The following is a 23,812-nucleotide window of genomic DNA, read 5'->3' as shown; positions in this document are numbered from 1 at the left end:
GTGGGCGTTTTGGTGTTTAGCTGAGTAAATTAATTATGCAAGTTCAGTTTGTAGCCAAGGCCAGCCTTGCTTCTTGCGGCTTAGGGTATTTTCCATCATAAGCATACCATCACACTCATGATGAGTGAGCTTCTCTGCCCATTCGCCCTTATACAACAAGCGAGTTTTCGCTGTCGTAATATCCGTCAACATAACGGCAGCAAAAGCAAGGTTGTCCTCAACGCAACGACGTTCAAGATCCAGCTCTAGCGCATCAATCATTCCATCAACCTGCTCAAGCGTCGCCAGTTCAACTTGCCCCACGACCACATTACGACCGTTGAAAGGGTAGCCTTTAAGATCTTTCTCTACCAGCTCAGAAGCAGAGAGGCCTTCTATATTGGTTTTAGCAATCAATAGATCTTTGATGAAAGAGTCAATATTACAAACGTCAGCAATTTGGGCCAACTCTTCTACTGCATCTTTGTCTTTTTGTGTGCAAGTTGGAGAAGCAAAGCCAACGGTGTCAGATAAAATGGCAGACATCATTAGCTTAGCAATTTGCGGACGAATTTCATGTCCTTCAATTTTAAACATATTGAAAAGAACCGTGTTAGTACAACCAACAGGCCAGATCCAAGCTTCCATAGGATTAATAGTCATCACATCACCCAGTCTGTGGTGATCAACAATGCCTAAAATCTCAGCTTCAGAGACATCATCAGGCGCTTGAGCCAAATCTGAATAATCTACCAACCAAATTTTTTCGCCCGCAACAGAAGTACGAAGCTCTGGCAACTCAGCGCTAGCCACTTCAAGGATGTGCTGAGTTTCGCGGTTAATTTCGCCTTGACGAATGGGCATGGCATCGAGACCACGTGCTCTTAACAGCTCTGTCGCAACGAGAGCGCTACAAATACTGTCACTATCAGGGTTCTTGTGACCTACAACTAGAATCATCTTTTTTCCTACTACGACTAAAATAGCCCCATACTGGGCAATTACTCACAAAGCGAAGTACTTTACCTGAATTTTGAAATTTGTCATAGGTTAGAGAAAATAAATCACCAAATTACAGAATTTGGTTGCAAATAATTTCACTGAAAACTAAATTGATAACCATTATCATTTGCATTAAGTAACTAATGAGCACGATTCGACTTTCCTTATCTTTACCAAACTGGCTTACGATTTCACAATTTCAACCAGCCTATAAACGGCTATTTTTGCCAGCCACTTTGATAGCATTGATGCTCAATGACGCTTCCCGAATGGTCACAGTGACAACGCTTTCCGATGCCTTCTGGGCAGTTTCTGCCTACGTCGCTTTTACTCTTGCTATCTATCACTATTTCTCACTTTGGATAAGCAAAGACAGCAAAATGGTCAACCTCTATCAAAAGTCGCGAGGATACCAAGTCGTGTTTTCATCCTTACTTGGCGCACTTCCAGGTTGCGGAGGGGCGATCATAGTAACAACCCAATTTGTCAGTGGTAACGTCGGTTTCGGCGCCATTGTCGCGGTGCTGACATCGACAATGGGTGACGCTGCATTCTTACTTCTGGCAAGTAAGCCTGATACAGGCCTGCTCGTTGTCAGCACAGGCATTGTTGTGGGATGCTTGTCAGGTTGGGCAGTCAATGCGATTCATTCTGACCATTTTTTACGCCCAATCAGCAAGAACAACAGAGAAGACAATCAAACATGTCAGTCAAGTTTTCGCCAACATAGTAACTTTGAGAAAAAAGCCATTAACCTTCAAGGCACATTTTGGAAGTGGCTTATCATTCCAGCGACGGTTGTTGCTTTGTTAGGATCATTTCAAGTCGACATCAATCATCTGCTCACCCTACCCCCAAACACAATGGAGTGGCTTGGAGCGACGCTCATTGTCATGAGTATGTTGCTTTGGTCACTGACCAAGGAAATCAAGGATTACCGCTCAACGGTTTCTGAAGATACCAAACCCATCACCTCACACCCGTTACAAAAAGCGGCTCAAGACACTAACTTCGTTACCGCTTGGGTAATATTGGCATTCATGTGCTTTGAGTTGTTAACAACCATGGGCAATATCGACCTTGCCAGTACTTTCTCCGGATGGGGTGTATGGATGCCTTTGGTTGGGCTTGCCGTTGGGATACTGCCTGGATGTGGGCCACAAATACTCATAACTAGCCTTTACATCTCAGGTACCGTGCCACTTTCAACACAATTGGCTAATGCGATATCAAACGATGGTGATGCTTTATTCCCCGCCATTGCTCTCGCGCCCAAAGCCGCCCTTGTCGCCACTTTCTATTCAGCGATTCCCGCGTTACTTATAGGCTATGGTTACTACTTTATTTTTGAATAATAAGCCGACATACAAGCCATATGTTCAAAGCAATACTAAAATGCTTTAAGTCAGAATATTAGTTAATGGCATTAGAAATTTTTTTCAGTAGAATCTCAGCTTTAGTTGGCTTTACAACATAATCTACTGCACCAAGGGTTATACTTGATTGGATTACATCCTTGTCAGAATGGCTAGTTAACATAATTACTGGTATGTGGCTGGTGGCGCCAACTTTCTTGATCGTATCTAACGTTGCCAAACCATCCATAATAGGCATGTCAATATCTAACAACATCAAGTTTGGTCTGAGCACCTTTGCCTTCATAATCGCTTCTGCACCATTACTAGCGAGCTCGACCTTGTACCCCCTCGGTTCCAAAATTGACGCAATAATCTTCCTCATCACAGGCTGATCATCGGCAACCAAAACTAACGGACCTCTTGAAATAGATTTAGGTTTGGCTAAATCTAAAGAGTGAGTAATTTTATCGAGCATACCCACGCAGTTGTCTTTATATTTCTCAAGATCATCACGAAAATCTTTGATAGAAAACTGCCTCAATGTGTCTCTTTGAGCGGACTCTGGCATCGAGTTTACAATATTGTTGAATGCTTTTTCCCATTCTACTGGAGGTACTTTCTCCAAAAGCTGATTTAGCTGACTGGTTACTTGGTCAAACTCACTCGTTTGAGTACCCACTGAGTTTTGAACTTCTTTCTGTAACAAGTTAATGGATTCAAGACTGCTGTTAATGTTTTCTTCCATTTTGCGATTGTCTTTCTCTGCTTGCTGGAACTCAACTTTTATCGCCAAATGCTGAGCAAGCCTACGCAGCGCTAGCACAACTTTATTAGTATCATAAATGGGTTTGATGTTTTCATAACTGTGAAACAGTTCTTCGACACATAATTCATAGGCTCTATTTCGATATGACTTATTGCACATCAGAATATCGTACCTTGGTATACTGGCTTGTTGCTGTAAAGCTCCATGCTCATTCAGTAGCCTTGCTAAATTTGCTCCTTCATCTGGGTCATCAAACGAGTAGATTGAAATAATACTGAGATGGGGCTCTTTAAGTGACTGAGCAAATTTCTCTTGCTCTTTTTCAATGTTAATAGAGTAAATATTTTCAAACAAAACGGATACAACTGGTTTCACCATATCTAGTATCTCGGCAGAGCTATAGAATATATAGATACTTGTCTGCGAAATATCCATACTTACTCCTTCTTTGTCAAAATCAGCTTGATTTAGTACTTTTTATCGCGCTCATCACTGTAGTTTCAATATTATCTCTGTAATTGTGCTTTTCGACCCCGATAGCAACGTCTATATCAACGGCTCTAAAATGCATCTGCAAGTTACTTACCAGTTGTTCAACTTGTTTACTCATTATAGTGGTACACAGAATGGTAAAAATATTTTCATTAAGTCTAGCAACAAAATGGTGTTCATCGGCTTCTAATGAGAGAATAGATGTGGTCAATGATAACTGTCTCGAAACAGCTTCATTATCTTCATCCAGATTCAGCAATTTGATATCTAGTGCTACGACATATAAAGGCGTACCCAACTCACGGACTTTTTGAGATTCCTTTTCTAAGCATATCGACCACCCCATACGATTTAAAAATCCAGTACATTTATCTTTCAACTGTTCTGGCAAAAAGTTCATTTGCTTGCGAGCGATGGACAAATTATCGAGTTCTAACTGTAACAAGCTAGCGAGTAACTTTGACATAAGTTCAACCGTCTCTATACCGTCAGCCGGTTGTCGTCCAGTTGGCTCTGTATCAATTGCACACAAAGTGCCAAACACTTCACCATTGGCGTAACAAACTGGAACGCCTACATATGACTTTATACTGTGAGCTTGGTATATTGGGGCTTCAACGTATGAACTTATTTCATCGACGTTAGGAGCCCATCTTGGTCCTTCTTGTTTGACCATACGACTGCACATAGAGTCATTCCAGTTGATGACTGACAGTTCATCAATCTGATAACCATCTCCTTCAACCTGCAATATAACCCACTCATCTTCATTTTTGCGCGTCATTAACCAAGCACCATAGCCATATTTTTTTCTGAGGTACTTTAGCGTGTATCGACTGGCTTCCGAGAATGAAGAAAACGGCTTCTGGTCCATAACATATTGAATTCGGTGCAAAATGCGTTCCTCGCTGTTTAATGCTAAATAATTTGGTCTTTCTCCAACTGCTGTTGGATTTGAGTCATCATGTCATCTACATCATCCAGCGCTCGTTCTACATACTCGAAATCACTGTTGTTTTGTTCTATCGCACGGAAGAGTTCACTCAAGGCCAAAGCCCCGCTTGACGCTGCTGCCCCTTTAGCTCCATGGGCTAGCTGTCTTACTTGTGACGAATTACACTCAGCACTCGCTATTCTTAACAGCTTAATATCCTGACATACGCTCTCCCAAAACATAGACAGTACTGCCCTCACCATGTCTTCGTCACTACTGCCAATTATTTCGCTGAGATGGTTGATATCAAGTAATGCTGTTGAGCTTATTTCACAATGCTTCTGATCATTCGAGTTTTCTTGAGAGTTCTCAGCATGCTTAGGTTTGCGAAGCGCTTTACCACGTAGGCGAAGTGCTAACACTTTTCTAAGTGTAGAAAGCTCTACTGGTTTTGAAAGGTAATCATCCATACCCGATTCAATGCAATGTTCAGCCTCTCCAACCAAGGCATTAGCCGTCACAGCGATGATCAAAGTGCGTTCTTTTCCTTGTTCGGATTCAAGACGTCGAATTTCTGAGGTTAGCTCGAATCCATCCATCTCAGGCATGTGGCAATCTGTCAGCACAAGGTCGTAATAACGAGATTGCCACTTCTCAAACGCTTCACGACCATTTGAAGTCATATCGAAGGAATATCCCAGTTTTGTCAGCTGCTTAGATAAGACAACTTGGTTGGTGGGCTGATCTTCTGCACACAAAATGACGATGTCCTGATTATCCGCCCAGTCTGAGTCATTATTTTCTATCTCTTCCAAGACAAGTTTTTCTCCCCAGTCGAAATCTGGGCTCTCTTGTCCGGTCAATATCGCCAACCCAATAACAAATTCACTTGGTTTTAGTGGATGTACCCCTACTGCATATTTATTCGGTGAAATAAAGCCAATACTGGTCGATAAATTATCACTTAACACTAACATACGGCCTTCCAGAGTCGTTTCCACCATGTCTGTCAGGATAACTGTCGCGGCCTTTTCTTCGTCCAATTCTGCAGGCATATCAGAAACGATACTTTTCGCATTCAACCCTTGCAGTATTTCTGTAACGACTGCTTTTAAATTGACATTTTCAATATGCAACACAAAAGTCACGTGAGAGAAGTGAAATCTCCCAAAGACTGAGCCTTCTCTGCAAGCCTCCACTGGAATATCAAAAGCAAACTGACTTCCGACCCCATGTTCACTCTCAACATCCAGAGAGCCATCCATTAACTCAATGAACGACTTAGTAATACAAAGCCCTAGTCCAGTTCCACCATACTTTCTGGTCGTTGAACTGTCAGCTTGGGTGAAAGGTCTAAACAACCTGCTCTGCTGTTCATCTGTCATCCCCACGCCATTATCTTCAACTGCAATCCGTAGTGACTGCTGAATAGAATCGTAAGCTACCGTTACCTTAACCATACCTAGTTTGTTGTCATTTTGACTGAACTTGACTGCGTTACCGAGTAAATTAAGAAGAATTTGTCGGGTACGAACAGGATCAATAAGAAGAAACTCCGGTGTTTTTGTGTCATACACCAAATATAAGCCTACGCCTTTTTGGTTGGCACTAAGCCATAAAGCTTCAAGGGTTTTTTCAATCAAATCGAGTGGATTTGTCTCGGTCAAGTCCAACTCTACCTGACCAGATTCAATTTTAGAGAAATCAAGGATATCGTTGATTATGCCAAGTAATGAAAACGATGACTCCCTAATTGTGCTAATCATTTTACGTTGTTCATGATCCAATGGCGTTTCTTTTAGCAAGTCAACCATACCAATCACACCATTCATTGGTGTTCGTATTTCATGGCTCATTGTTGCAAGAAAACGCGATTTGGCTTCGTTGGCTTGCCTTGCTGCTACACTTTCGCTTTCTAGTGCATCTCGGATTGTTCGCTCTTCTGTAATGTCTAAGTTAATGCCGAATACAAAATGTCTACCCGTCTCCTTATCTGTCACTACATCACCAGCAACTTTTATCCAGTGAACAGCCTGTGTCGTTTTATTTATAATGCGGTACTCGGCATTGAATGGGCTACTCGTTTCTATTGCTTTGTGTAGCACGGCGATAGCACCATCCATATCTTCAGAGTGAAGACTGGATTTCCAGTCTTCGTAATTCAAGTCGGTATCCTGAGCAATACCATATAACTGATACATTGCTTCATCCCAATGCATGGATTGAGACTCTATATCAAGAGACCAATTACATATTCCCCCAGCATCGGAGGCCAAGCGCATTCCTCTTAGTAGCTCATCTCTCGCCGCTTTCGCTGAACGCAATTCCTTCTCAATTGCTTTTCGAGATGAGATATCTTCAATCACTGCCACTAAGTGCTTAGGTACAGAGTCGTTTCCAAACACGATTGAAACCGATAATGTCGCCCAAAACTCAGCGTAGTATTGGTTGATATACAAAGTATCGATGGTAAAAGATCTTTGATCGCCTTCTGTTAACGTACTTACGAGTTGCTGGCATTGTTCTCGATAAGTAGGATGAGTAACGTCGAGATAGTTAAGTTCAAGCAATTGAGCCTCACTATAACTAAAGATCTCACACATCTTATCGTTAACTTCAATAAATTTACCATCAAGCGAAATCCGGCATATCCCCACCGCCGCTTGATTGAATGCCGCACGGTAAATAAGTTCCCGCTCTCGTAACTCGGTTTGCAGTTGCTTTTCTCTTTGTTTCGTTTCTTCTTGAACGGTTATGTCTTTAACCACGCCAACAAACACTTGTGAATCCCCCAACCAAGTTTCACCCACTGAAACTTCAATTGGAAAAATTCTCCCCGTCTTATGCAGACCTTCGACTTGGCGAGGCGTACCAATCAGCTTTTTATTACCCGTTAAAAGATAAGTAGAGATAAACCCATCATGGATGTTTGCGTAATGAGGTGGCATCAAAATACTGACATTTTCACCCACTAACTCTTCTCTGATACGTCCAAATATAAGTTCTAGCGAGCGATTCACATCAATAATGATGCCACTATTATCAATAACCACCGTACCATCTAAAGCGGTATCAAAAACGGTCCTCAGGCGGCTTTCAGAATCACGAGCCTCTTGGGTTCTACGTGCCACCTCTTCTTCAAGTTTAACTTTGGCTTGATCTTCAATACGCTTAATTTCAGTAATATCGGTCTGAACACCAATATAATGCGTTAGCTCGCTATCATCGTTAAAAACAGGATCTAGTCTTAAATTGTTGTAAAATAGTGTTCCATCCTTTTTATAATTCTTAAGAACAACAGAGCATGATTGTCGATTTTCAATCGTATATCTTATCTTATCAATTTCTGGCTGTTTTTTATCCTCTGCCTGCAAAAAGCGGCAATTACGACCAATCACTTCATTGCGTGTATATCCCGTCAACTCTTCAAAGGCTTTGTTGGTAAAAATTATCGGTGAGTCAGGTAGGCGTACATCTGCTACCGTTATGCCTGTAGTCGTTGAGTCGATTGCACGGCGTTGAATGTCTAATTGCAAGCGCTGCTCATCGGTTTCTTTTGTCAACTTCTCTCGATCAACGACTATATCTTTCAGGTTTCTGAGTTCAGACACCATTTTCGCAATTTCATCTTTACCTGATATTTCTGGTAGCGTTATATCTTTTTCACCATTGGCCAAAGCATTAATAGATATTGCCAATTCATTCAGAGGTTTAGCGACCCTTTTGCCCAAATAGAAGGCCACTAAAATAATCAATGAGAGTAATAGAGCGGCAATAAATAGCGTTTTTTGATAGATCAAGTTCGACGGAGCAAACGCCTCATCCACTTCGACACGAACTAACGCTGACCATCCCAACCCGCGATAATCATATGCTCCGCTGGTATATGAATATCCAGTGACTTGATCGACTTGTTTCCTAAAATGGCGTGATATATTTGATCCACTTAGCCCTGCAACAGCAAGCCTTGCACCTTCTACGCCGTTAGTTGCCAGATTTAAGTTGCCGAGTACATTAAAGTCTCTCTCATACACAGCTTCATTTTGCCCTACAGGATCGTAATCCACGATAATCCGGCCTTTGTTATCTAATATCGTCAACTCGGAGCTGACAAAGCCACGCTTTGAGAGCAACTCATAGGTTTCGGCGACAATATTTTCAACCACTTCAAAATCAACCACATTTACCCACAGCCCAACGGCATTTCCAGAGCTATCTTGGATCACAGAGGCAAAAATCATGTCGTAAGATGTCGATAAATCGTCAATCAAACGCTGATCTGGACCATAAACATAACTGCTACGAGGTTTATCCTGATCCAACGTCATTCCTGAAATGGCCTCAGTAAACCATTTGGTACTCCTCACTTCTGAAGCACTAATCATGGGGGTTGGTAATGTTTTTCCTTGTGCATTTTGTGTATTGCTTGCCAGAATGTTGCCTTGGTTGTCCAAAATTAAGATGCGTCGATAAACCTTGTAGTTTTGGACAAATCGATTTAGGTTGTCAGAAATATGAGGATCAGTTGCCACATAATTGAGTTTTTCTTTATTTATAACGCCTAAAGACATGGGGAAAGCTTGAGCATCGTGATAACGCTCAAAAAGATTACGCTCAATAAGCCGCATCAGGAGTACCGCTTCTCGTTCTATATTAGTGAGCGTCGTATTCTCAAGGATGTCTTTGCCTTTCCATGATACCAAGGTCACTGTACCTAACATCAACACACCAAAGACAAAGAAAAGTAGAGGCAGCTTTGACGATAACTTCATTAGCCGCTCTCAAGCATATTTTGAGTCCACCGAATGTATTTAACGATGGGTTCTATGGTATCTGGCCGAGAATATAAAAAGCCTTGGGCTATATGGCAACCGATGGATATTAAGAAGTTCTCAATGTCTCTGTTTTCTACTCCTTCGGCGACAACACTGATCCCCATCGCTTTCGCCATGCAAATACTCTGCTCCAGAATAGCTCTAGATTTGAGGTTACTGATACAATCCAGAACGAAACGCTTATCAACTTTTATTTCATCAAATGGGATTGAATGCAGCTGTGCAATCGACGAATAGCCTGTGCCAAAATCATCAATTGAAATCTTAAATCTAAGAATCTTGAGCCTGAGTAACTGCGTATCAACGGTTGTTTGTTCGTGAGTTAGGGCCGTCTCGGTTAGCTCACAAATAATGTTTTCTTGAGGAATCTTATAGTCGACAACAACTTCATTGAGCCAATAGGGAAACTGCGGATCTTCCAATACTTTTGCAGAAATATTGAGCGCAAAAGTTATTCCTTGCAAAAATTGATAGTTCTGAGAAATTTCAGACAAGGCTTCTTTGATAATTACCTTTGTCAACGATTGGATTAAATCCAAACTTTTTTCCGCAGCAGGGATAAAACTGTCGGGATAAATAACTTCTGAGTCTGAGACGACGATTCTAGCTAAAACCTCTAGTCCACTGACTCTTCGAGTTGCCAGATCCATCTGGGGTTGAAAAAAGGCTTTAACATTACCCACATCCATATGATGAAGAATATCGTTGGCACTTAATACTGGGACAGGTGGTGCGTTCAACCTCGTTAGCCTTGAGGTTTCAATTTGAGCAATGAGTTTTTTTACCACGCCAGCGGATACTGGCTTTTGCACACTACCTAAAATGTCAAGCTGATACAGGCGGGCCAAATTGGAAGAGGAAGATAACAATTCTTCCTCTTCTCCACTAATCAGGATAACGCTGCCCTTAAAGCCAATCTCCCCCAGATAGCGTAAAACTTCAAACCCATCTTCTACAGGCATGTTGAGATCACAAAATATGATATCCACATCATTTTCAGCAATGACTTTTTTCGCTTCTCTTCCGTCGCGGGCCTCCACGACATTTTCATACTCGATATTTTTGAGGCAGAGTTTGAGTGTATGTCGTACGACATCTTGATCATCAACTATGAGCAATAACCGGTTGCCATCAGCCATTTCCAAACGGGCCCCCTTGTCGAAGTTTGATCCATTAACAGCATTGATTGCTTGTCGACAGAGCTAAAAATTCTAAGTCCGTATTAGTAGGGTAGACTATATGTGCAACAATTCTAGTATAATCTACAGCCGGTGACGCTCCTTCAACTTATTAACGATGTCATTGATTGACAGTCCTTGATCTTGCAGCAATACCATGAGGTGATAGATCAAATCTGCAGACTCACACACTAATTCCGCCTTGTCGCCCGACGTCGCCGCCAAGGCAACTTCAACCCCTTCTTCCCCCACTTTTTGGGAGATACGCTTGGTACCACGAGCATAAAGACTTGCCGTGTAAGAAGACTCTGGATCTGCATTTTTTCGATCAGCAATCAACTTTTCTAGTTGGCTAAGCCATACCATTTGTGACTCATCTTGAGAGTCAAGATCCCAACAGGTGGCATTTCCTAAATGGCAAGTGGGGCCAACAGGGTTAACGTTAACAAGTAGCGTATCATTGTCACAATCCAGCGACATATTGACTAGCTGCAATATATTGCCCGACGTTTCACCTTTCGTCCAAAGGCGCTGTTTTGTGCGAGAGAAAAAGGTCACGTTGTTTGTTTCAAATGTTTTATTCAGTGCGTCTTGGTTCATGTATCCCATCATCAAGACTTGGCTCGATTGAAAATCTTGTACAATGGCGGGTACCAATCCATCTACTTTTTCCCAGTTGATTCGCTCTATTAATGCGTTGGCTTTTTCGATGTTAAAACTCATAGACGCACCTCAATACCTTGTTGTTTCAAATACTGTTTTAATTCACCAATATTGATTATTTGTTTGTGGAAGACGGACGCAGCCAGTGCTCCATCAACCTTCGCAATTTGATAAGCCTGTGCAAAGTGCTCCATTTCTCCGGCACCTCCTGAGGCAATAAGCGGTAGCCGACAGACATCACGTACCCTATTGAGCTGCTCGATATCATACCCATTTCGTACGCCATCTTGGTTCATCATATTGAGCACAATCTCTCCCGCGCCTCGCCGCTGTACTTCTTCAACCCAATCACAGGTTTCCCATTGCGTTGCCTTGGTCCGTTTTTCATCGCCTGTAAACTGATAAACCTGATATTTACCCGTTACTTCATCAAAGTACGAATCAATGCCGACAACAATACATTGCACACCAAATCTGTCGGCAAGCTCAGTAATCAACTCAGGTTGTGCTAACGCCGGTGAATTGATAGAGACTTTATCCGCCCCAAACTCAAGCACCCGTGCCGCGTCTTGAGCTGATTTAATACCACCTGCAACACAAAAGGGAATATCAATGACTTCAGCAACTCTCGCCACCCATGTCTTGTCCACTACACGGCCATCACTTGAAGCGGTAATATCGTAAAATACCAGTTCGTCTGCCCCTTCTTCGGCATATCGCTGTGCTAAAGGTACGATGTCACCAATTATCTCATGATTACGAAACTGAACACCTTTGACAACTTGCCCATCACGAACATCAAGACAAGGAATTATTCGCTTTGCCAACATGCTAAGGCCTCCTGTGCTGTAAACTTACCATCCAGTAACGCCCGACCAACGATAACACCCGCAACACCACTGCCTTTCAAAGCTTGGATATCCGCTAATGAACCAATGCCTCCTGAAGACTGGAATTGTACCTGTGGATACCGCTTGCATAGGTCGACATACAGCTCAACATTTGAACCTTCCAAGGTCCCGTCACGGGAGATATCAGTACACAATACATGCTTTAAACCAACCGTTAAGAAGTCGTTGATTAGCTCTTCAATAGTGGTACCTGAGTCTTCTTGCCAGCCCGAAATTGCAACGTTACGCGTTCCATTGTGATCAATGTTGATATCGAGCGCTAAAACGATCTTTTCTGCGCCGTAGTTTTCCATCCAACTTTTTACCATTTCAGGCTGTTTGACGGCGGTTGAACCAACCACAACACGCTGAGCCCCAGCCTTGAGCAAATCTATTACATCTTGCTCAGTTCGAACGCCACCACCAATTTGGATATTGGCTGGAGTGCTCGAAAGCAGTTTCGCAATCAAATCAAGTTGACGTGCTGTGGTGTCTTTTGCGCCAGTGAGATCCACTAAGTGAAGCCAGTTGGCACCAGCTTGGTGGTACAAATTAAATTGCTCCACTGGGTCAACTTTGTATTCAGTTACTTGGCCATAATTGCCTTGGTATAGGCGCACGACTTGGCCTTCAATTAAATCAAGAGCGGGAATAATCACAATCAATGCCTTTATAATTCTAAGAAGTTTTGAATAAGCTTGGCGCCTGCTTTCGAAGAGCGCTCAGGATGAAACTGGACACCATAATAGTTACCGCTTTGAACTGCAGCAGTAAACGAGTGACCATAATCACATTGGGCAATAGTGTCACCGCCAACAGGCATTGCAAAGCTATGCACAAAATAGAAATACTCGCCTGCTTCAATATCTTTAAACAGCGGATTATCCGCTTTAGCTGATACCGTATTCCAGCCCATGTGCGGCAACGGTAAATCTCCGGATTCAAGCTTTATTACTTCAGCGTCACAGAGGCCTAGGCATTCAACGACATCATCTGCTTTTTGACCTTTTTCTTGCGATATTTTGCCCAATAACTGCATACCCAAACAAATACCAAGCAGTGGCTTATCGACTTGTTTTATTAAGCGTATTAGATCACGCTCTTTAAGGTTTTTCATCGCCTCGCTCGCAGTGCCGACTCCGGGAAGAAACAGCTTATCCGCCGACAACACCACCTGAGGATCACTTGAAATAGTCACTTTGTAACCCAAACGCTCAATAGCGAATTTCACTGAAGATACATTGGCGCAGCCTGTATCAATAATGACAACTTTCTGTTCTGTCACTGCATAATTCTCCCTTAAAGAACGCCTTTACTGCTTGGCAATTCCGTCCCTTCAACTTTAATGGCTTGACGTAGTGTACGGCCAAAGGCCTTAAAGAGACTTTCAATAATGTGATGATCATTGTCACCGCAAGAAGACAGGTGTAACGTACAAGCAAGCGTATCCGTTAACGATCTAAAAAAGTGCCCGACCATTTCCGTCGATAAATCGCCGACTTGATCGCGGCTAAACTTTGCATCGAACTTTAAGTAAGGGCGGCCAGATAAATCTAGAGCACATTGCGCTAGACACTCATCCATAGGCAAACTAAAACCAAAACGGCCAATCCCACGTTTAGAGCCCAACGCTTCTTTCAATGCCTGCCCTAATGCTAACGCTGTATCTTCTATGGTGTGGTGATCATCAATGTGCAGGTCGCCCTGTACTTTACACACCATTTTAAAGCCACCGTGCGTGGCGATTTGATCCAGCATGTGATCGAAAAATCCTAAACCGGTTGAGATATCATTACCGCCTTGCTCATCAAGATTGACCGTAACATTAATATCCGTTTCTTTGGTGGTGCGAATCACTTCAGCAACACGCGCTTTTACCGTCAAATCTTTTAAAATCTGCTTCCAACCCATTGTTTCAGGATGATATTGGATTCCTCGAATGGCCATGTTTTGCGCCAACTGCAAATCCGTTTGTCGGTCCCCAATAACAACTGAGTGTTGAAAATCCACTTTTCCCGCTTGAAGGTATTCTTTAACCAGCCCCAGTTTAGGCTTGCGACATGAACAGTTATCGCGTTCAAAATGGGGACAAATCAGCACATCATCAAATGTCACTCCCTGAGATTCGAAAATATCCATCATCATATTATGGGGAGCATCAAAGTCTTCTTGTGGGTAACTCTCGGTACCCAAACCGTCTTGATTAGTGACCATAACAAGTCGATAGCCCGCCTCCTGCAAAGCTAGTAGGCTGGGAATAACAAATGGCTCTAGCGTCAATTTGTCCAATCGATCGACTTGAAAATCGATGGGTGGCTCGACGATTAAGGTGCCATCACGGTCAATGAAAAGGATTTTTTGTTGTTTGCTCACTCGAACTTCCTTATTGTAATTTCTCGCACTCACATTTGGTCAGCGCTACGCATTCTTTCTCTGGTTACGAATAATAGTTTCTGATAAAACCAAGTGTTTTCTCACATTCATCACGATTTCCAACGCTGATACGTACACAGTTCTCTATCGGTGAATTACGCAAGATAATGCCTGAGTCCCAAGCGGCTTTAAACAAGGCATCACCGTCAGGAAATTTCACTAATAAATAGTTACCCCACCCTTCAAAAACGTCGACACCTGAAATCATAGAAAGACCGACTTGTAGGTAAGCTCGATTCGCGTTTAGATCGAGAAGTTGAAACTTCGTTCGCGCTAAACCCGCTTGAGATAACGCTTGGATCGCAATGTCTGCAACAGGGACTGGCACTGGATACGGCGCAATAACCTTCAGCAGCACCTTAATAAGCTCCTCGTTAGCTAACGTAAATCCACAGCGCAAGCCAGCAAGAGAAAAAGCTTTCGACAAGGTACGTAAAATGGCCAAGTTTGAATACTGCTCTAGTAAATCGACCGTTGAAGCCTCAGGGCAAAAATCAATGTATGCTTCATCCATCACCACAATTGCTCTCTCTTTCGTCATTTCAAGTAGAGAAACAATATCCTCACGCTTAACGAGGTTTCCTGTTGGATTGTTAGGTGAACAAACAAACACTAACTTCACTTTATCAAGATTCGATTCAATACTGGCAAGATCCAATTGCCAATCAGAGGTTAGAGGTACGGTTTTGCGCTCAATACCGAAAGTTTCTGCGCTAATAGCGTACATACCGTAAGTCGGAGGGCAGTACAAAATGGCATCTTCATTTGGCTCACAGAAAGCACGTATCAGCAGTTCAATACCTTCATCAGCACCACGAGAAGTTAAAGTTTGCTCTGGTTTAACACCGGCATAAGCTGCATATGCCGAAAGAAGCTCGTTTGGTTGACACTCACTATATCGGTTAAGGCGTGCAAAGTCGGTTTTATACTCATTGTCAAATGGGGACTCATTGGCATTCAACCAAACATCGCCACTTCCTCCAATTCTGCGAGCAGACATATATGGCGTAAGAGTTTGGACTTGTTTTCTTGCTAACTTTTCCATTTTCATCATCTCTCGGATTTCAATTTGTCGATTCGAATAGTCACTGCACGTTTATGTGCATCTAAACCTTCTGCTTCTGCCATTGTCACGACTGTTGGTGCTAGATTTTTTAACCCTTCAGCTGATAGCTCCTGTATTGTCATACGTTTAGAGAAATCTGATAAGCCGAGGCTTGAGTGTGTGCGAGTGTAGCCATAAGTTGGAAGAACGTGGTTGGTTCCCGAGGCATAATCACCGGCTGATTCGGGGGACCAAGGACCAAGGAAAATCGATCCCGCATTATCAAGCAGAGGAAGGAGCTCTCGGGGAGCCTTAGTCTGAACAATTAAGTGTTCAGGACCATAGTAATTGGAAATAGACACCGCTTGAGTCAGCGACTCGGAAACAATCACTAAACTCGAGGCCAGCGCTTGCTCTGCGATGTCGGCTCGAGAAAGTGCTTTGAGCTGACGTTTCACAGCATCGGCTACTTGATCAGCAATAATTGGTGACGGCGTCACGAGTACCACTTGAGAATCCGGTCCATGTTCGGCCTGACTTAGTAAGTCTGCCGCGATAAAGTCTGCATCTGCCGTTTCATCTGCAATGACAAGAACTTCAGAAGGTCCAGCTGGCATATCAATCGCAGCCCCAGCAAAGTCATTACTCACCTGACGTTTTGCTTCCGTAACGTAGGCATTCCCAGGGCCAAAAATTTTATCCACTTTAGAGACGGTCTCTGTTCCATAAGCCATAGCCGCTATCGCTTGACCACCACCAATATTGTATACCTCATCTATTTCACACAATTTGGCGACATAAAGAATCTCATCTGCAATTGGGGGCGGTGAGCAAAGCACAACTTTGCGACAACCCGCAATTTTTGCCGGAACTCCCAACATTAAGACCGTAGAAGGCAATGGAGCACTGCCACCTGGAATGTACAGGCCTACTTTCTGTATTGGGCGTGTCACTTGTTCACACACAACACCTTGTTGAGTTTCGACTTTAATTGGCTGCGGCTTTTGCGCAGTGTGAAACTTAGAAATGTTAGAATATGCCTGCTCAAGTGCCGTCTTCATTTCAGGAGAGAGACGCTGTGACGCTTGCTCTATCTCTTGGTCAGACACCTTTATGGCATCAGGTCTAATACCATCGAATTGCTCCGTAAGAGCGAGCAAGGCAGCATCACCTTGTGACTTGACCATCCCTATAACCTCAGATACTGAGGCAGCAATTGTTTCTCCGTCGCGCATTGCAGGGCGCTTCAATATGGCGCTTTTCTGGCATTCACTCAAAGATTCCCAAACCACTGTTTTCATTATTACTACCCCATCATTTTTTCGATTGGTAAAACAAGGATTGAGCTTGCCCCTAACTCTTTTAGCTGCTCCATCGTCTCCCAGAACAGGTTTTCAGTACTCACAAGATGAATAGCCACTTTTTCTTTATCTGATGAAAGAGGAAGCACCGTCGGGTCTTCAGCACCGGGAAGCAACGCTTTTACTTGCTCTAACTGACAAACTGGGGCATGTAACATGATGTACTTTGACTCTTTGGCTTGCTGAACGCCTTGCATTCGAGTGAGAAGTTTCTCAATTAATGCCACTTTGTCTGAATCAAACTCACCGGTACGTTGAATCAATGTCGCTTTGGACTCAAAAATCACTGCGGCTTCTTTGAGTCCATTAGCCTCTAATGTCGCACCAGTGGATACAAGATCTGCAATCGCATCGGCTAAGCCAGCGCGAGGGGCCACTTCCACTGATCCTGTCAACATACAGGTAGAAAATGGAACGCCCTGTTTATCCATATAGGCCTTGAGAAGCTGAGGATACGTCGTCGCAATGCGCTTGCCTGCCAGATCTTGCGGGCCTTGGTACTGCGCATCTTTATCGACTGCAATAGATAAGCGACAACCGCCAAAATCAAGTCGGCGAAGTGAAATAAAATCACACGGTTCGCCAAGTGCCAGTCGGTCTAAACGCACCTCTTCCAGTTCGTTCTCACCGATAAAACCAAGATCGACAACACCATCCATAATCAACCCCGGGATATCATCATCGCGAACGAGGAGGAGGTCTATCGGCATATTCAACGAGTGAACAACCAAACGCTCTCCCATAATATTAAATTTGACACCGCACTTTTTAAGTAGATCTTGGCATTCTTTACTTAAACGGCCTTTTTTCTGGATCGCTATTCTCAAACGTTGTGTTGTCATTACTTGTGTCCCTGTATAAAACTAATTTCAATACGTAAAAATTAAAAAACCCTCGGAAGAGTGTTCTCCCGAGGGTTGAAATCTTGTGTTATTGATTTTTCCTCCGGGAGCTTTTGTTGCCTCCCGGGTATGCGTACATCTCCCGAAAGACTAGTCTGGGTGATGATGGTGATGAATGTTCATTAAAGAATTACGCATACTTATATAATGTTCAGTTGGCTTGCTTGGTAACCACACTAACTAAGGATTAATTTTTTTTCAACCAAAAATTAAAGATTTTTTAAATTTGTCTTATACAAATAAAAAAGGGAGCACTCGCTCCCTGTTATTCTTGCTCAAATTTATGTATCGGGGCAACTTGCCATCTTAGCTTTAGAAAGCGATGACAACACCACACACACTGCAACAAAGGCTACCGAAGAAGCCACAAATGAGAGACCAATCGATTCTGTCATCCCAAGGGCAATAAAACCAATGCATGATACACCCGCCACAGATAATGCATAAGGCAATTGCGTAGAGACATGATCGATATGGTCACAACGAGCCCCTGTCGATGACAAAATGGTGGTATCCGATATCGGCGAACAATGGTCACCAAATACTGAACCAGCAAGAACAGCGGCCAACATAGGTAACATCAGGCTAATTTCTGTCGCTGCGGCCATATCTCCTGCAATAGGTAGCATGATACCGAAGGTTCCCCATGATGTACCTGTCGAAAAGGCCATAAGCCCCGCAAGAAGGAATAGAATAACGGGTAACCAGTGAGTCCCTATATTTCCTTGGGCAAGGGTAGACAGGTATTTCCCTGTATTCATATCACCAATAATGGAGCCGATAGTCCAAGCGAAGATTAAAATAAGAATTGCACCAAACATAGATTTAGCGCCAATCCAAAGTGTACGGGAGACTTCGCCTAGCTTTATACCTTGCTTTAAAACCGTGATAAGAGCAGACACCAAACCAACAAGCCCACCGTATACGAGCGACGTGCCAACATCTGTGTTTTCAAAGGCTCCAAGAATTGTGAATGCTTTATTATCAGCGCTTAAAGACTGCCCACCAGTGTAGAGCATCGATGCAACAGTGGCGACTATCAGCAAAATGATGGGCAAGACTAAATCCGAAACCTTACCTTGTTCACTTTGTCTTATGTCTAATTCTTCATTGATATCGTGAGCCTGCTTGGAGTCTTCTGCTTCTTGGGGATCAAAACCAAGTCCCTGCGATGCCGCAATTTCATGCTTACGCATCTTGCCAACATCCAAACCAAACCATGCAACGGCAAAGACCATCAGCAAAGCAAAGACTGCATAAAAATTCATTGGTATGAGGCGAACATATGCCCCCAATGCAGAATACTCAGTAATACCATGTGACACTAAAATACCACCAATAATTGTGATTATGTACGCCCCCCAACTGGATGCGGGCATAACCACACACATAGGTGCCGCTGTAGAATCGAGAATATAAGCTAGCTTTGCTCGGGATACATAAAATCTATCGGTAACGGGACGAGAAATTGCGCCTACGGCGAGACTGTTGAAATAGTCATCGACAAAAATGAACACGCCCAAAAACGCGGCAAGCAACTTAGAACCACGCTTGCTTTTGACCCTTGACTGAGCCCACTCAGCAAAAGCAAGTGTCCCCCCAGACAAAGTAAGTAGTGCTGTCATCATGCCCAACAAAACCAAAAAAGCAAGAATACTCATATTCCAAGTATTAATGCCTCCATCCTCTATAAAAACACCCGAAACGGTCGTGCCGATGTAGCTCATTGCATTACTTATCGAGTAGTCGTTTAAAAGAGTCGCTCCCAACAGGATGCCCACTCCCAATGATAGGAGTACACGTCGAGAGATGATAGCCAAGCTTAAAGCCACCAAAGGAGGCAATAGCGATATAGGAGATGATGCAAAATCAATTAAATTCATGATCTTCAAAAACCAGTAATTAATGGTTAGAGATCTACTGCAGACAAATTGGAGGAATAATTCCAAAACAATAAGTGGTAAATAAAGCAAAAGGTATGTATATACAACACCTTAGCCCTACAGTAGCGCTCCATAGTGTTAAAAAATATAGACTATGGCAGTGTTACCCCTTTCGGGCGTAACCCCAGCAAGCTTCTTTTGATCTAAAAGCCCACTTCGGCAAAATAACCTTTCACACCCGTTCATTGGCATCACCCCAACAAGTGCTACTGATTTATTTTGCGCCTCTACCGCGATGATTCATGGCCTGATCTAAAGTTAACACCAGCTAACAATAATTTGACCAAAACATCGCATTAGGTGTCGGCTATTGTACTTATCTTAACCTTGATTTCAACATATTCAGTCAACGAATACTCGAGACAAACAATAAGACAAGAGTAAATTTGCGATATACCTTGCACTTCAAAAATAGCTGCTATAATAACTAGTTTGCGTAATTGATTAGGAAAACATCTTTGTTAATTATGCAATTCGTCCCTATTTCATATTTTTTCAGAGAAAAATATGAATAATAAGGTGATAAAAAGCAATTTACTGAAGAACTCTTAGTACGACGATTATGTTTGACAAGCTGGTAGCACTAATAAAGTGATTGTATAAATGAATATCACTTTATTATGAAACTTATTGGCAATAAGTATTGTCATAATCACAAAAGCTTCGATATTTTATGTAACAAATTTTAATCAGTTAATAAGAAAGGTCTCATTATTCTAATGTTAAGACATCAAATAATAACTTTTTATAAGAATTTAACTAGAAAATATTGTATTGCAGATAATACGGGTTTAATATTTATTCCATCGACTCCTTAATTAAGTGAGAAACTATATGTCGGAACTAACAAAAACTTTATTAAACATTCGCAGCCTACGTGCATTTGCTCGTGAGCTAACACTGGAACAACTAGAGGAAGCACTAGACAAATTATCAACGGTTGTCTCAGAGCGCAAAGAAGTTGAAGAAGCTGAACTAGCAGCAAAAGCAGCGCAAGAAGCCAAACTCGCGGATATCGCAGAGCAAATTAAACAGCTTGGACTAGATAAGAATATGGTTATATCCGCTCTAGCTGGTGAATCTGTAGGTAAACAAAAATCTAAGCGCGCACCTCGCCCAGCAAAATATAAGTATGTCGATAACAATGGCGATAAAAAGACTTGGACAGGTCAAGGCCGTACACCATCTGCAATTCAAGAGCAATTGGATGCTGGTAAATCTTTAGATGATTTCCTAATCTAGTTATATGTATATATGTTTTTTAAACATATAACGTTATAATATTAAAAGCCTCATAATATTGAGGCTTTTTTATTTGCATCAATAAGTTAACGCTCCCAGTAAGCTTCCTCTAAGCTATCTTCACGCTCTGGTAATCCTCTAGATAGGCGTGGCGAATGTTGCACTAACACTTCATAGCTCGCACGGTTAGAATATTTACATACCTGTGAAAATGACGAGTAAGTCAGAAAAGCATGTGCGTGTTTGCTAGAATTAGGCACATTTTTTTTATGGTGTTTATTTGCAGCCATATCATGTAATAAAGCAGAAAGTGCAGCATCCCCTGCACCATTAGTATTTTTAATTTTTTCTGGGCCTCCCATATAAGGAGATATATGAGAATAAACCTTAATTGGATTATCACAGGCGGCTTTTTCCGCTGGGCGGCTAAACTCAAAACGATTAAATTCCGCTATGCTGCCCGGAAGTAAAGGAAGGGAGGTTTCACGTTTCGCAGCATCTTCGGTATAACCGGCCATAAACAACCCTAATGGTCCCGCTGTACACAAAACTAAATCAACCCATTCTAATGTTTTATCTGAAGCCATTAAAGGGTCCGACTCTCCCGTCAGTGCTTCTGCTTCATCTTCATTCATGGCAACAACACTAACATGGTCATTCAAGAATTCCTGCCAAAATATGGGGTCACTTTGAATAACGAATTTTGTTCCTAAGGTTAATACGACTGGTACATTGTATTTTTTGGCGTACTCAATGGCTTGCATCGTTGCACTAGGCATAGGATCACCCTCTTTACAACGAACCAAATAAGCCGTGAGCACCAGTGCCGAAGCATTTTTAAAAATAGACTCAGGAATGCTGCTTGCGTGGAGCTGGTTCATTTGACCTTCACTGATTGCAAATGTCCGTTCGCCATCATCGGAAATTAATGCAAAACATCTTCCTATAGCACCATCAACACCTTGCAAATAGTTCAGATCCATACGACTGGAGGTATTGCATAAATAGCGATATCCATAGCTACCAATTTTGATATCTTGACTCATCACTCCCAAAAGTGTTGAACGATCGTCAGCAAGAACTGAATAGTTGTGCAAGGTATTACCTATGGTCCCACCGGCATGCTCATTAGTAATTAAATTCTTTTCTTTCAATTCGTTATATAAGCGTTCTGCTGCTTCATCATCAATTACCAGCGAGTGTCCTTTACTTAGATTATATCTATCAATCAGTTCGGAACTCACCTTAGCTTCAATATCAACTAAAGTCTGGTCAATACCTATAATATGAGTGCTCGACACCTTCTTGTTTTGTTGAGACTGACTCACCAGAGGGTCACGTGCATGGACAGGAAAATAGTGTTTAGATTTTCGTTGACCTGGGAACTTCATAGCAATTATTTCTGCGTAAGGGATGAAAAGGGTCTGGATTCTACCGTGCACACACAGATGCAGCAACTATTCAATTATAGCAAACGTTTGCATTGCTAATAAAATCAATAGCAACCCAAAATAAAGATCCTCTTATTACAATTTATATACTTTAAAGCCTCATCCTGCTTATAAATAATTCGTGATTTTTTCCTAGAAACTGTCACCTTCAAACGCTTTCTGTTAATATTTTGCCTCCGGTTAATTTGTGTGGTGTTTGAAATGTCTCAGAACTTTACTGATAACAGTAAAAAGAAAGTCATCGTTGGCATGTCTGGTGGTGTCGACTCATCGGTATCTGCTTACCTTCTTAAACAACAAGGCTTTCAAGTTGAAGGTTTGTTTATGAAAAACTGGGAAGAAGATGATAACGAAGAATATTGCACGGCAGCCGAAGATTTAGCCGATGCACAGGCAGTTTGTGACAAACTGGGCATCCATCTGCACAAAATTAACTTTGCCGCTGAGTATTGGGATAATGTGTTTGAGTACTTTCTGGAAGAATATAAAGCAGGAAGAACACCTAACCCTGATATTCTCTGCAATAAAGAGATAAAATTCAAAGCTTTTCTTGAATTTGCTGATGAAGTTCTCGATGCAGACTATATTGCCATGGGCCACTATGTACGTAGGACTTTCTCAGAGAACTTAGACGAAGTGAAAATGCTTCGCGGGTTAGATACAAATAAAGATCAAAGCTATTTCTTGTATACATTGAGTAACGAGCAGATTTCTCGTAGCCTTTTCCCTGTCGGTGACTTAGAAAAGCCAGAGGTTCGAAAAATTGCTGAAGAACAAGGCCTTATCACTGCTAAGAAGAAAGACTCGACTGGTATATGCTTTATTGGTGAGCGTAAATTTACGGATTTTCTCTCACGCTATCTCCCCGCACAACCCGGTAAAATTGAAACGCCTGAAGGTCAGGTTATTGGCGAACATCAGGGCCTTATGTACCATACACTTGGTCAAAGAAAAGGGCTGCATATAGGTGGCCAAAAAGGCGGTGGTGGGAACGAAGAGCCATGGTACGTAGCCGATAAAGATCTTAAGCGAAACGTTCTTATTGCAGTACAAGGTGCCGATCACCCCTTACTAAAATCTCAAGGATTAATTGCGTCTCAACTTCATTGGGTGAATCGCCAGGCTATTACTGCACCTTTTCAATGTACCGTGAAAACACGTTACCGTCAGGCGGATATCCCCTGCACCGTAATTCCAGTAGACGATAACACCATCAAGGTGGTTTTTGACGAACCTCAAGTGGCCGTTACACCGGGCCAATCAGCGGTTTTCTATCAAGATGATGTATGCTTAGGCGGCGGCATTATTAAAGAACGTATTTAACGCATTTGGGGAGTA

The 23,812-nt window shown here is 42.4% G+C and carries 18 protein-coding genes, 1 riboswitch and 1 other annotated feature; of the genes, 3 read left to right on the top strand and 15 right to left on the bottom strand.

The features are described 5' to 3' along the window. Positions 1–33: 33 nt before the first annotated feature. Positions 34–939, bottom strand: a complete 906-nt coding sequence (locus QQK21_RS16070; protein ID WP_284193200.1) for a manganese-dependent inorganic pyrophosphatase — start codon at positions 937–939, stop codon at positions 34–36. Positions 940–1,124: 185 nt separating this feature from the next. Between QQK21_RS16070 and QQK21_RS16065 the strand changes: the two genes are divergently transcribed. Continuing rightward, complete coding sequence (locus tag QQK21_RS16065) at positions 1,125–2,336, top strand: putative manganese transporter (protein WP_284193199.1); 1,212 nt, start codon at positions 1,125–1,127, stop codon at positions 2,334–2,336. A gap of 58 nt (positions 2,337–2,394) precedes the next feature. Here the strand turns inward: QQK21_RS16065 and QQK21_RS16060 are convergent, their stop codons facing one another. The 13 genes from QQK21_RS16060 to QQK21_RS16000 all read right to left on the bottom strand — a co-directional run bounded on the left by QQK21_RS16060 (position 2,395) and on the right by QQK21_RS16000 (position 19,721). After that, positions 2,395–3,540 (bottom strand): response regulator, encoded by a 1,146-nt coding sequence (locus QQK21_RS16060; RefSeq protein WP_284193198.1) that lies wholly within the window; start codon positions 3,538–3,540, stop codon positions 2,395–2,397. A gap of 22 nt (positions 3,541–3,562) precedes the next feature. Further along, positions 3,563–4,492 (bottom strand): sensor domain-containing diguanylate cyclase, encoded by a 930-nt coding sequence (locus QQK21_RS16055; protein WP_284193197.1) that lies wholly within the window; start codon positions 4,490–4,492, stop codon positions 3,563–3,565. 23 nt (positions 4,493–4,515) lie between these two features. Further along, entirely contained in the window at positions 4,516–9,303 is a 4,788-nt protein-coding gene (locus tag QQK21_RS16050) for a PAS domain S-box protein (RefSeq protein WP_284193196.1), read from the bottom strand. Next, positions 9,303–10,505: an EAL domain-containing response regulator gene (locus QQK21_RS16045; RefSeq protein WP_284193195.1), complete on the bottom strand. Its 1,203-nt coding sequence runs from the start codon at positions 10,503–10,505 to the stop codon at positions 9,303–9,305. The genes QQK21_RS16050 and QQK21_RS16045 overlap by 1 nt, the downstream gene beginning before the upstream one ends. Positions 10,506–10,628: 123 nt before the next feature. Then, positions 10,629–11,267, bottom strand: a complete 639-nt coding sequence (gene hisIE / locus QQK21_RS16040) for a bifunctional phosphoribosyl-AMP cyclohydrolase/phosphoribosyl-ATP diphosphatase HisIE (RefSeq protein ID WP_284193194.1) — start codon at positions 11,265–11,267, stop codon at positions 10,629–10,631. Further along, positions 11,264–12,037 carry an imidazole glycerol phosphate synthase subunit HisF gene (hisF, locus tag QQK21_RS16035; protein WP_284193193.1) on the bottom strand — a complete coding sequence of 258 codons (774 nt, stop codon included), beginning with the start codon at positions 12,035–12,037 and terminating at the stop codon, positions 11,264–11,266. The genes hisIE and hisF overlap by 4 nt, the downstream gene beginning before the upstream one ends. Next, positions 12,019–12,756: a 1-(5-phosphoribosyl)-5-[(5-phosphoribosylamino)methylideneamino]imidazole-4-carboxamide isomerase gene (gene hisA, locus QQK21_RS16030; protein WP_284193192.1), complete on the bottom strand. Its 738-nt coding sequence runs from the start codon at positions 12,754–12,756 to the stop codon at positions 12,019–12,021. Before hisA ends, hisF begins: the two co-directional genes overlap by 19 nt. Before the next feature lie 11 nt (positions 12,757–12,767). After that, complete coding sequence (gene hisH / locus QQK21_RS16025; protein ID WP_284193191.1) at positions 12,768–13,382, bottom strand: imidazole glycerol phosphate synthase subunit HisH; 615 nt, start codon at positions 13,380–13,382, stop codon at positions 12,768–12,770. Positions 13,383–13,396: 14 nt separating this feature from the next. Continuing rightward, positions 13,397–14,470: a bifunctional histidinol-phosphatase/imidazoleglycerol-phosphate dehydratase HisB gene (gene hisB / locus QQK21_RS16020; protein ID WP_284193190.1), complete on the bottom strand. Its 1,074-nt coding sequence runs from the start codon at positions 14,468–14,470 to the stop codon at positions 13,397–13,399. A 64-nt stretch (positions 14,471–14,534) separates the two neighbouring features. Continuing rightward, positions 14,535–15,575, bottom strand: a complete 1,041-nt coding sequence (hisC, locus tag QQK21_RS16015) for a histidinol-phosphate transaminase (protein ID WP_284193189.1) — start codon at positions 15,573–15,575, stop codon at positions 14,535–14,537. A 5-nt stretch (positions 15,576–15,580) separates the two neighbouring features. Beyond that, positions 15,581–16,876, bottom strand: coding sequence for a histidinol dehydrogenase (gene hisD / locus QQK21_RS16010; RefSeq protein ID WP_431313129.1), 1,296 nt, complete (start codon positions 16,874–16,876; stop codon positions 15,581–15,583). A 5-nt stretch (positions 16,877–16,881) separates the two neighbouring features. Further along, positions 16,882–17,778 (bottom strand): ATP phosphoribosyltransferase, encoded by an 897-nt coding sequence (gene hisG / locus QQK21_RS16005; RefSeq protein ID WP_284193188.1) that lies wholly within the window; start codon positions 17,776–17,778, stop codon positions 16,882–16,884. Positions 17,779–17,818: 40 nt separating this feature from the next. Continuing rightward, positions 17,819–17,953 (bottom strand) — a sequence feature (His leader region). Positions 17,954–18,119: 166 nt separating this feature from the next. After that, the gene (locus tag QQK21_RS16000; protein WP_284193187.1) at positions 18,120–19,721 is read right to left on the bottom strand and encodes a Na+/H+ antiporter NhaC family protein; all 1,602 of its coding nucleotides are present in this window, start codon (positions 19,719–19,721) and stop codon (positions 18,120–18,122) included. Between the two features lie 115 nt (positions 19,722–19,836). Further along, positions 19,837–20,019, bottom strand: a riboswitch (Lysine riboswitch). Positions 20,020–20,615: 596 nt separating this feature from the next. Here QQK21_RS16000 and QQK21_RS15995 point away from each other — a divergent pair. After that, positions 20,616–21,023 (top strand): H-NS family histone-like protein, encoded by a 408-nt coding sequence (locus tag QQK21_RS15995; RefSeq protein ID WP_284193186.1) that lies wholly within the window; start codon positions 20,616–20,618, stop codon positions 21,021–21,023. Between the two features lie 86 nt (positions 21,024–21,109). Here QQK21_RS15995 and QQK21_RS15990 read toward each other — a convergent pair whose 3' ends face one another. After that, entirely contained in the window at positions 21,110–22,414 is a 1,305-nt protein-coding gene (locus tag QQK21_RS15990) for an inosine/guanosine kinase (protein ID WP_284193229.1), read from the bottom strand. 261 nt (positions 22,415–22,675) lie between these two features. Between QQK21_RS15990 and mnmA the strand changes: the two genes are divergently transcribed. Then, positions 22,676–23,797, top strand: coding sequence for a tRNA 2-thiouridine(34) synthase MnmA (gene mnmA, locus QQK21_RS15985; RefSeq protein ID WP_284193185.1), 1,122 nt, complete (start codon positions 22,676–22,678; stop codon positions 23,795–23,797). Positions 23,798–23,812: the final 15 nt, after the last annotated feature.

The sequence above is a fragment of the Vibrio zhanjiangensis genome, assembly GCF_030161235.1.
Lineage (GTDB): Bacteria > Pseudomonadota > Gammaproteobacteria > Enterobacterales > Vibrionaceae > Vibrio > Vibrio zhanjiangensis.
This window is presented reverse-complemented; position numbering and strand designations above follow the sequence as displayed.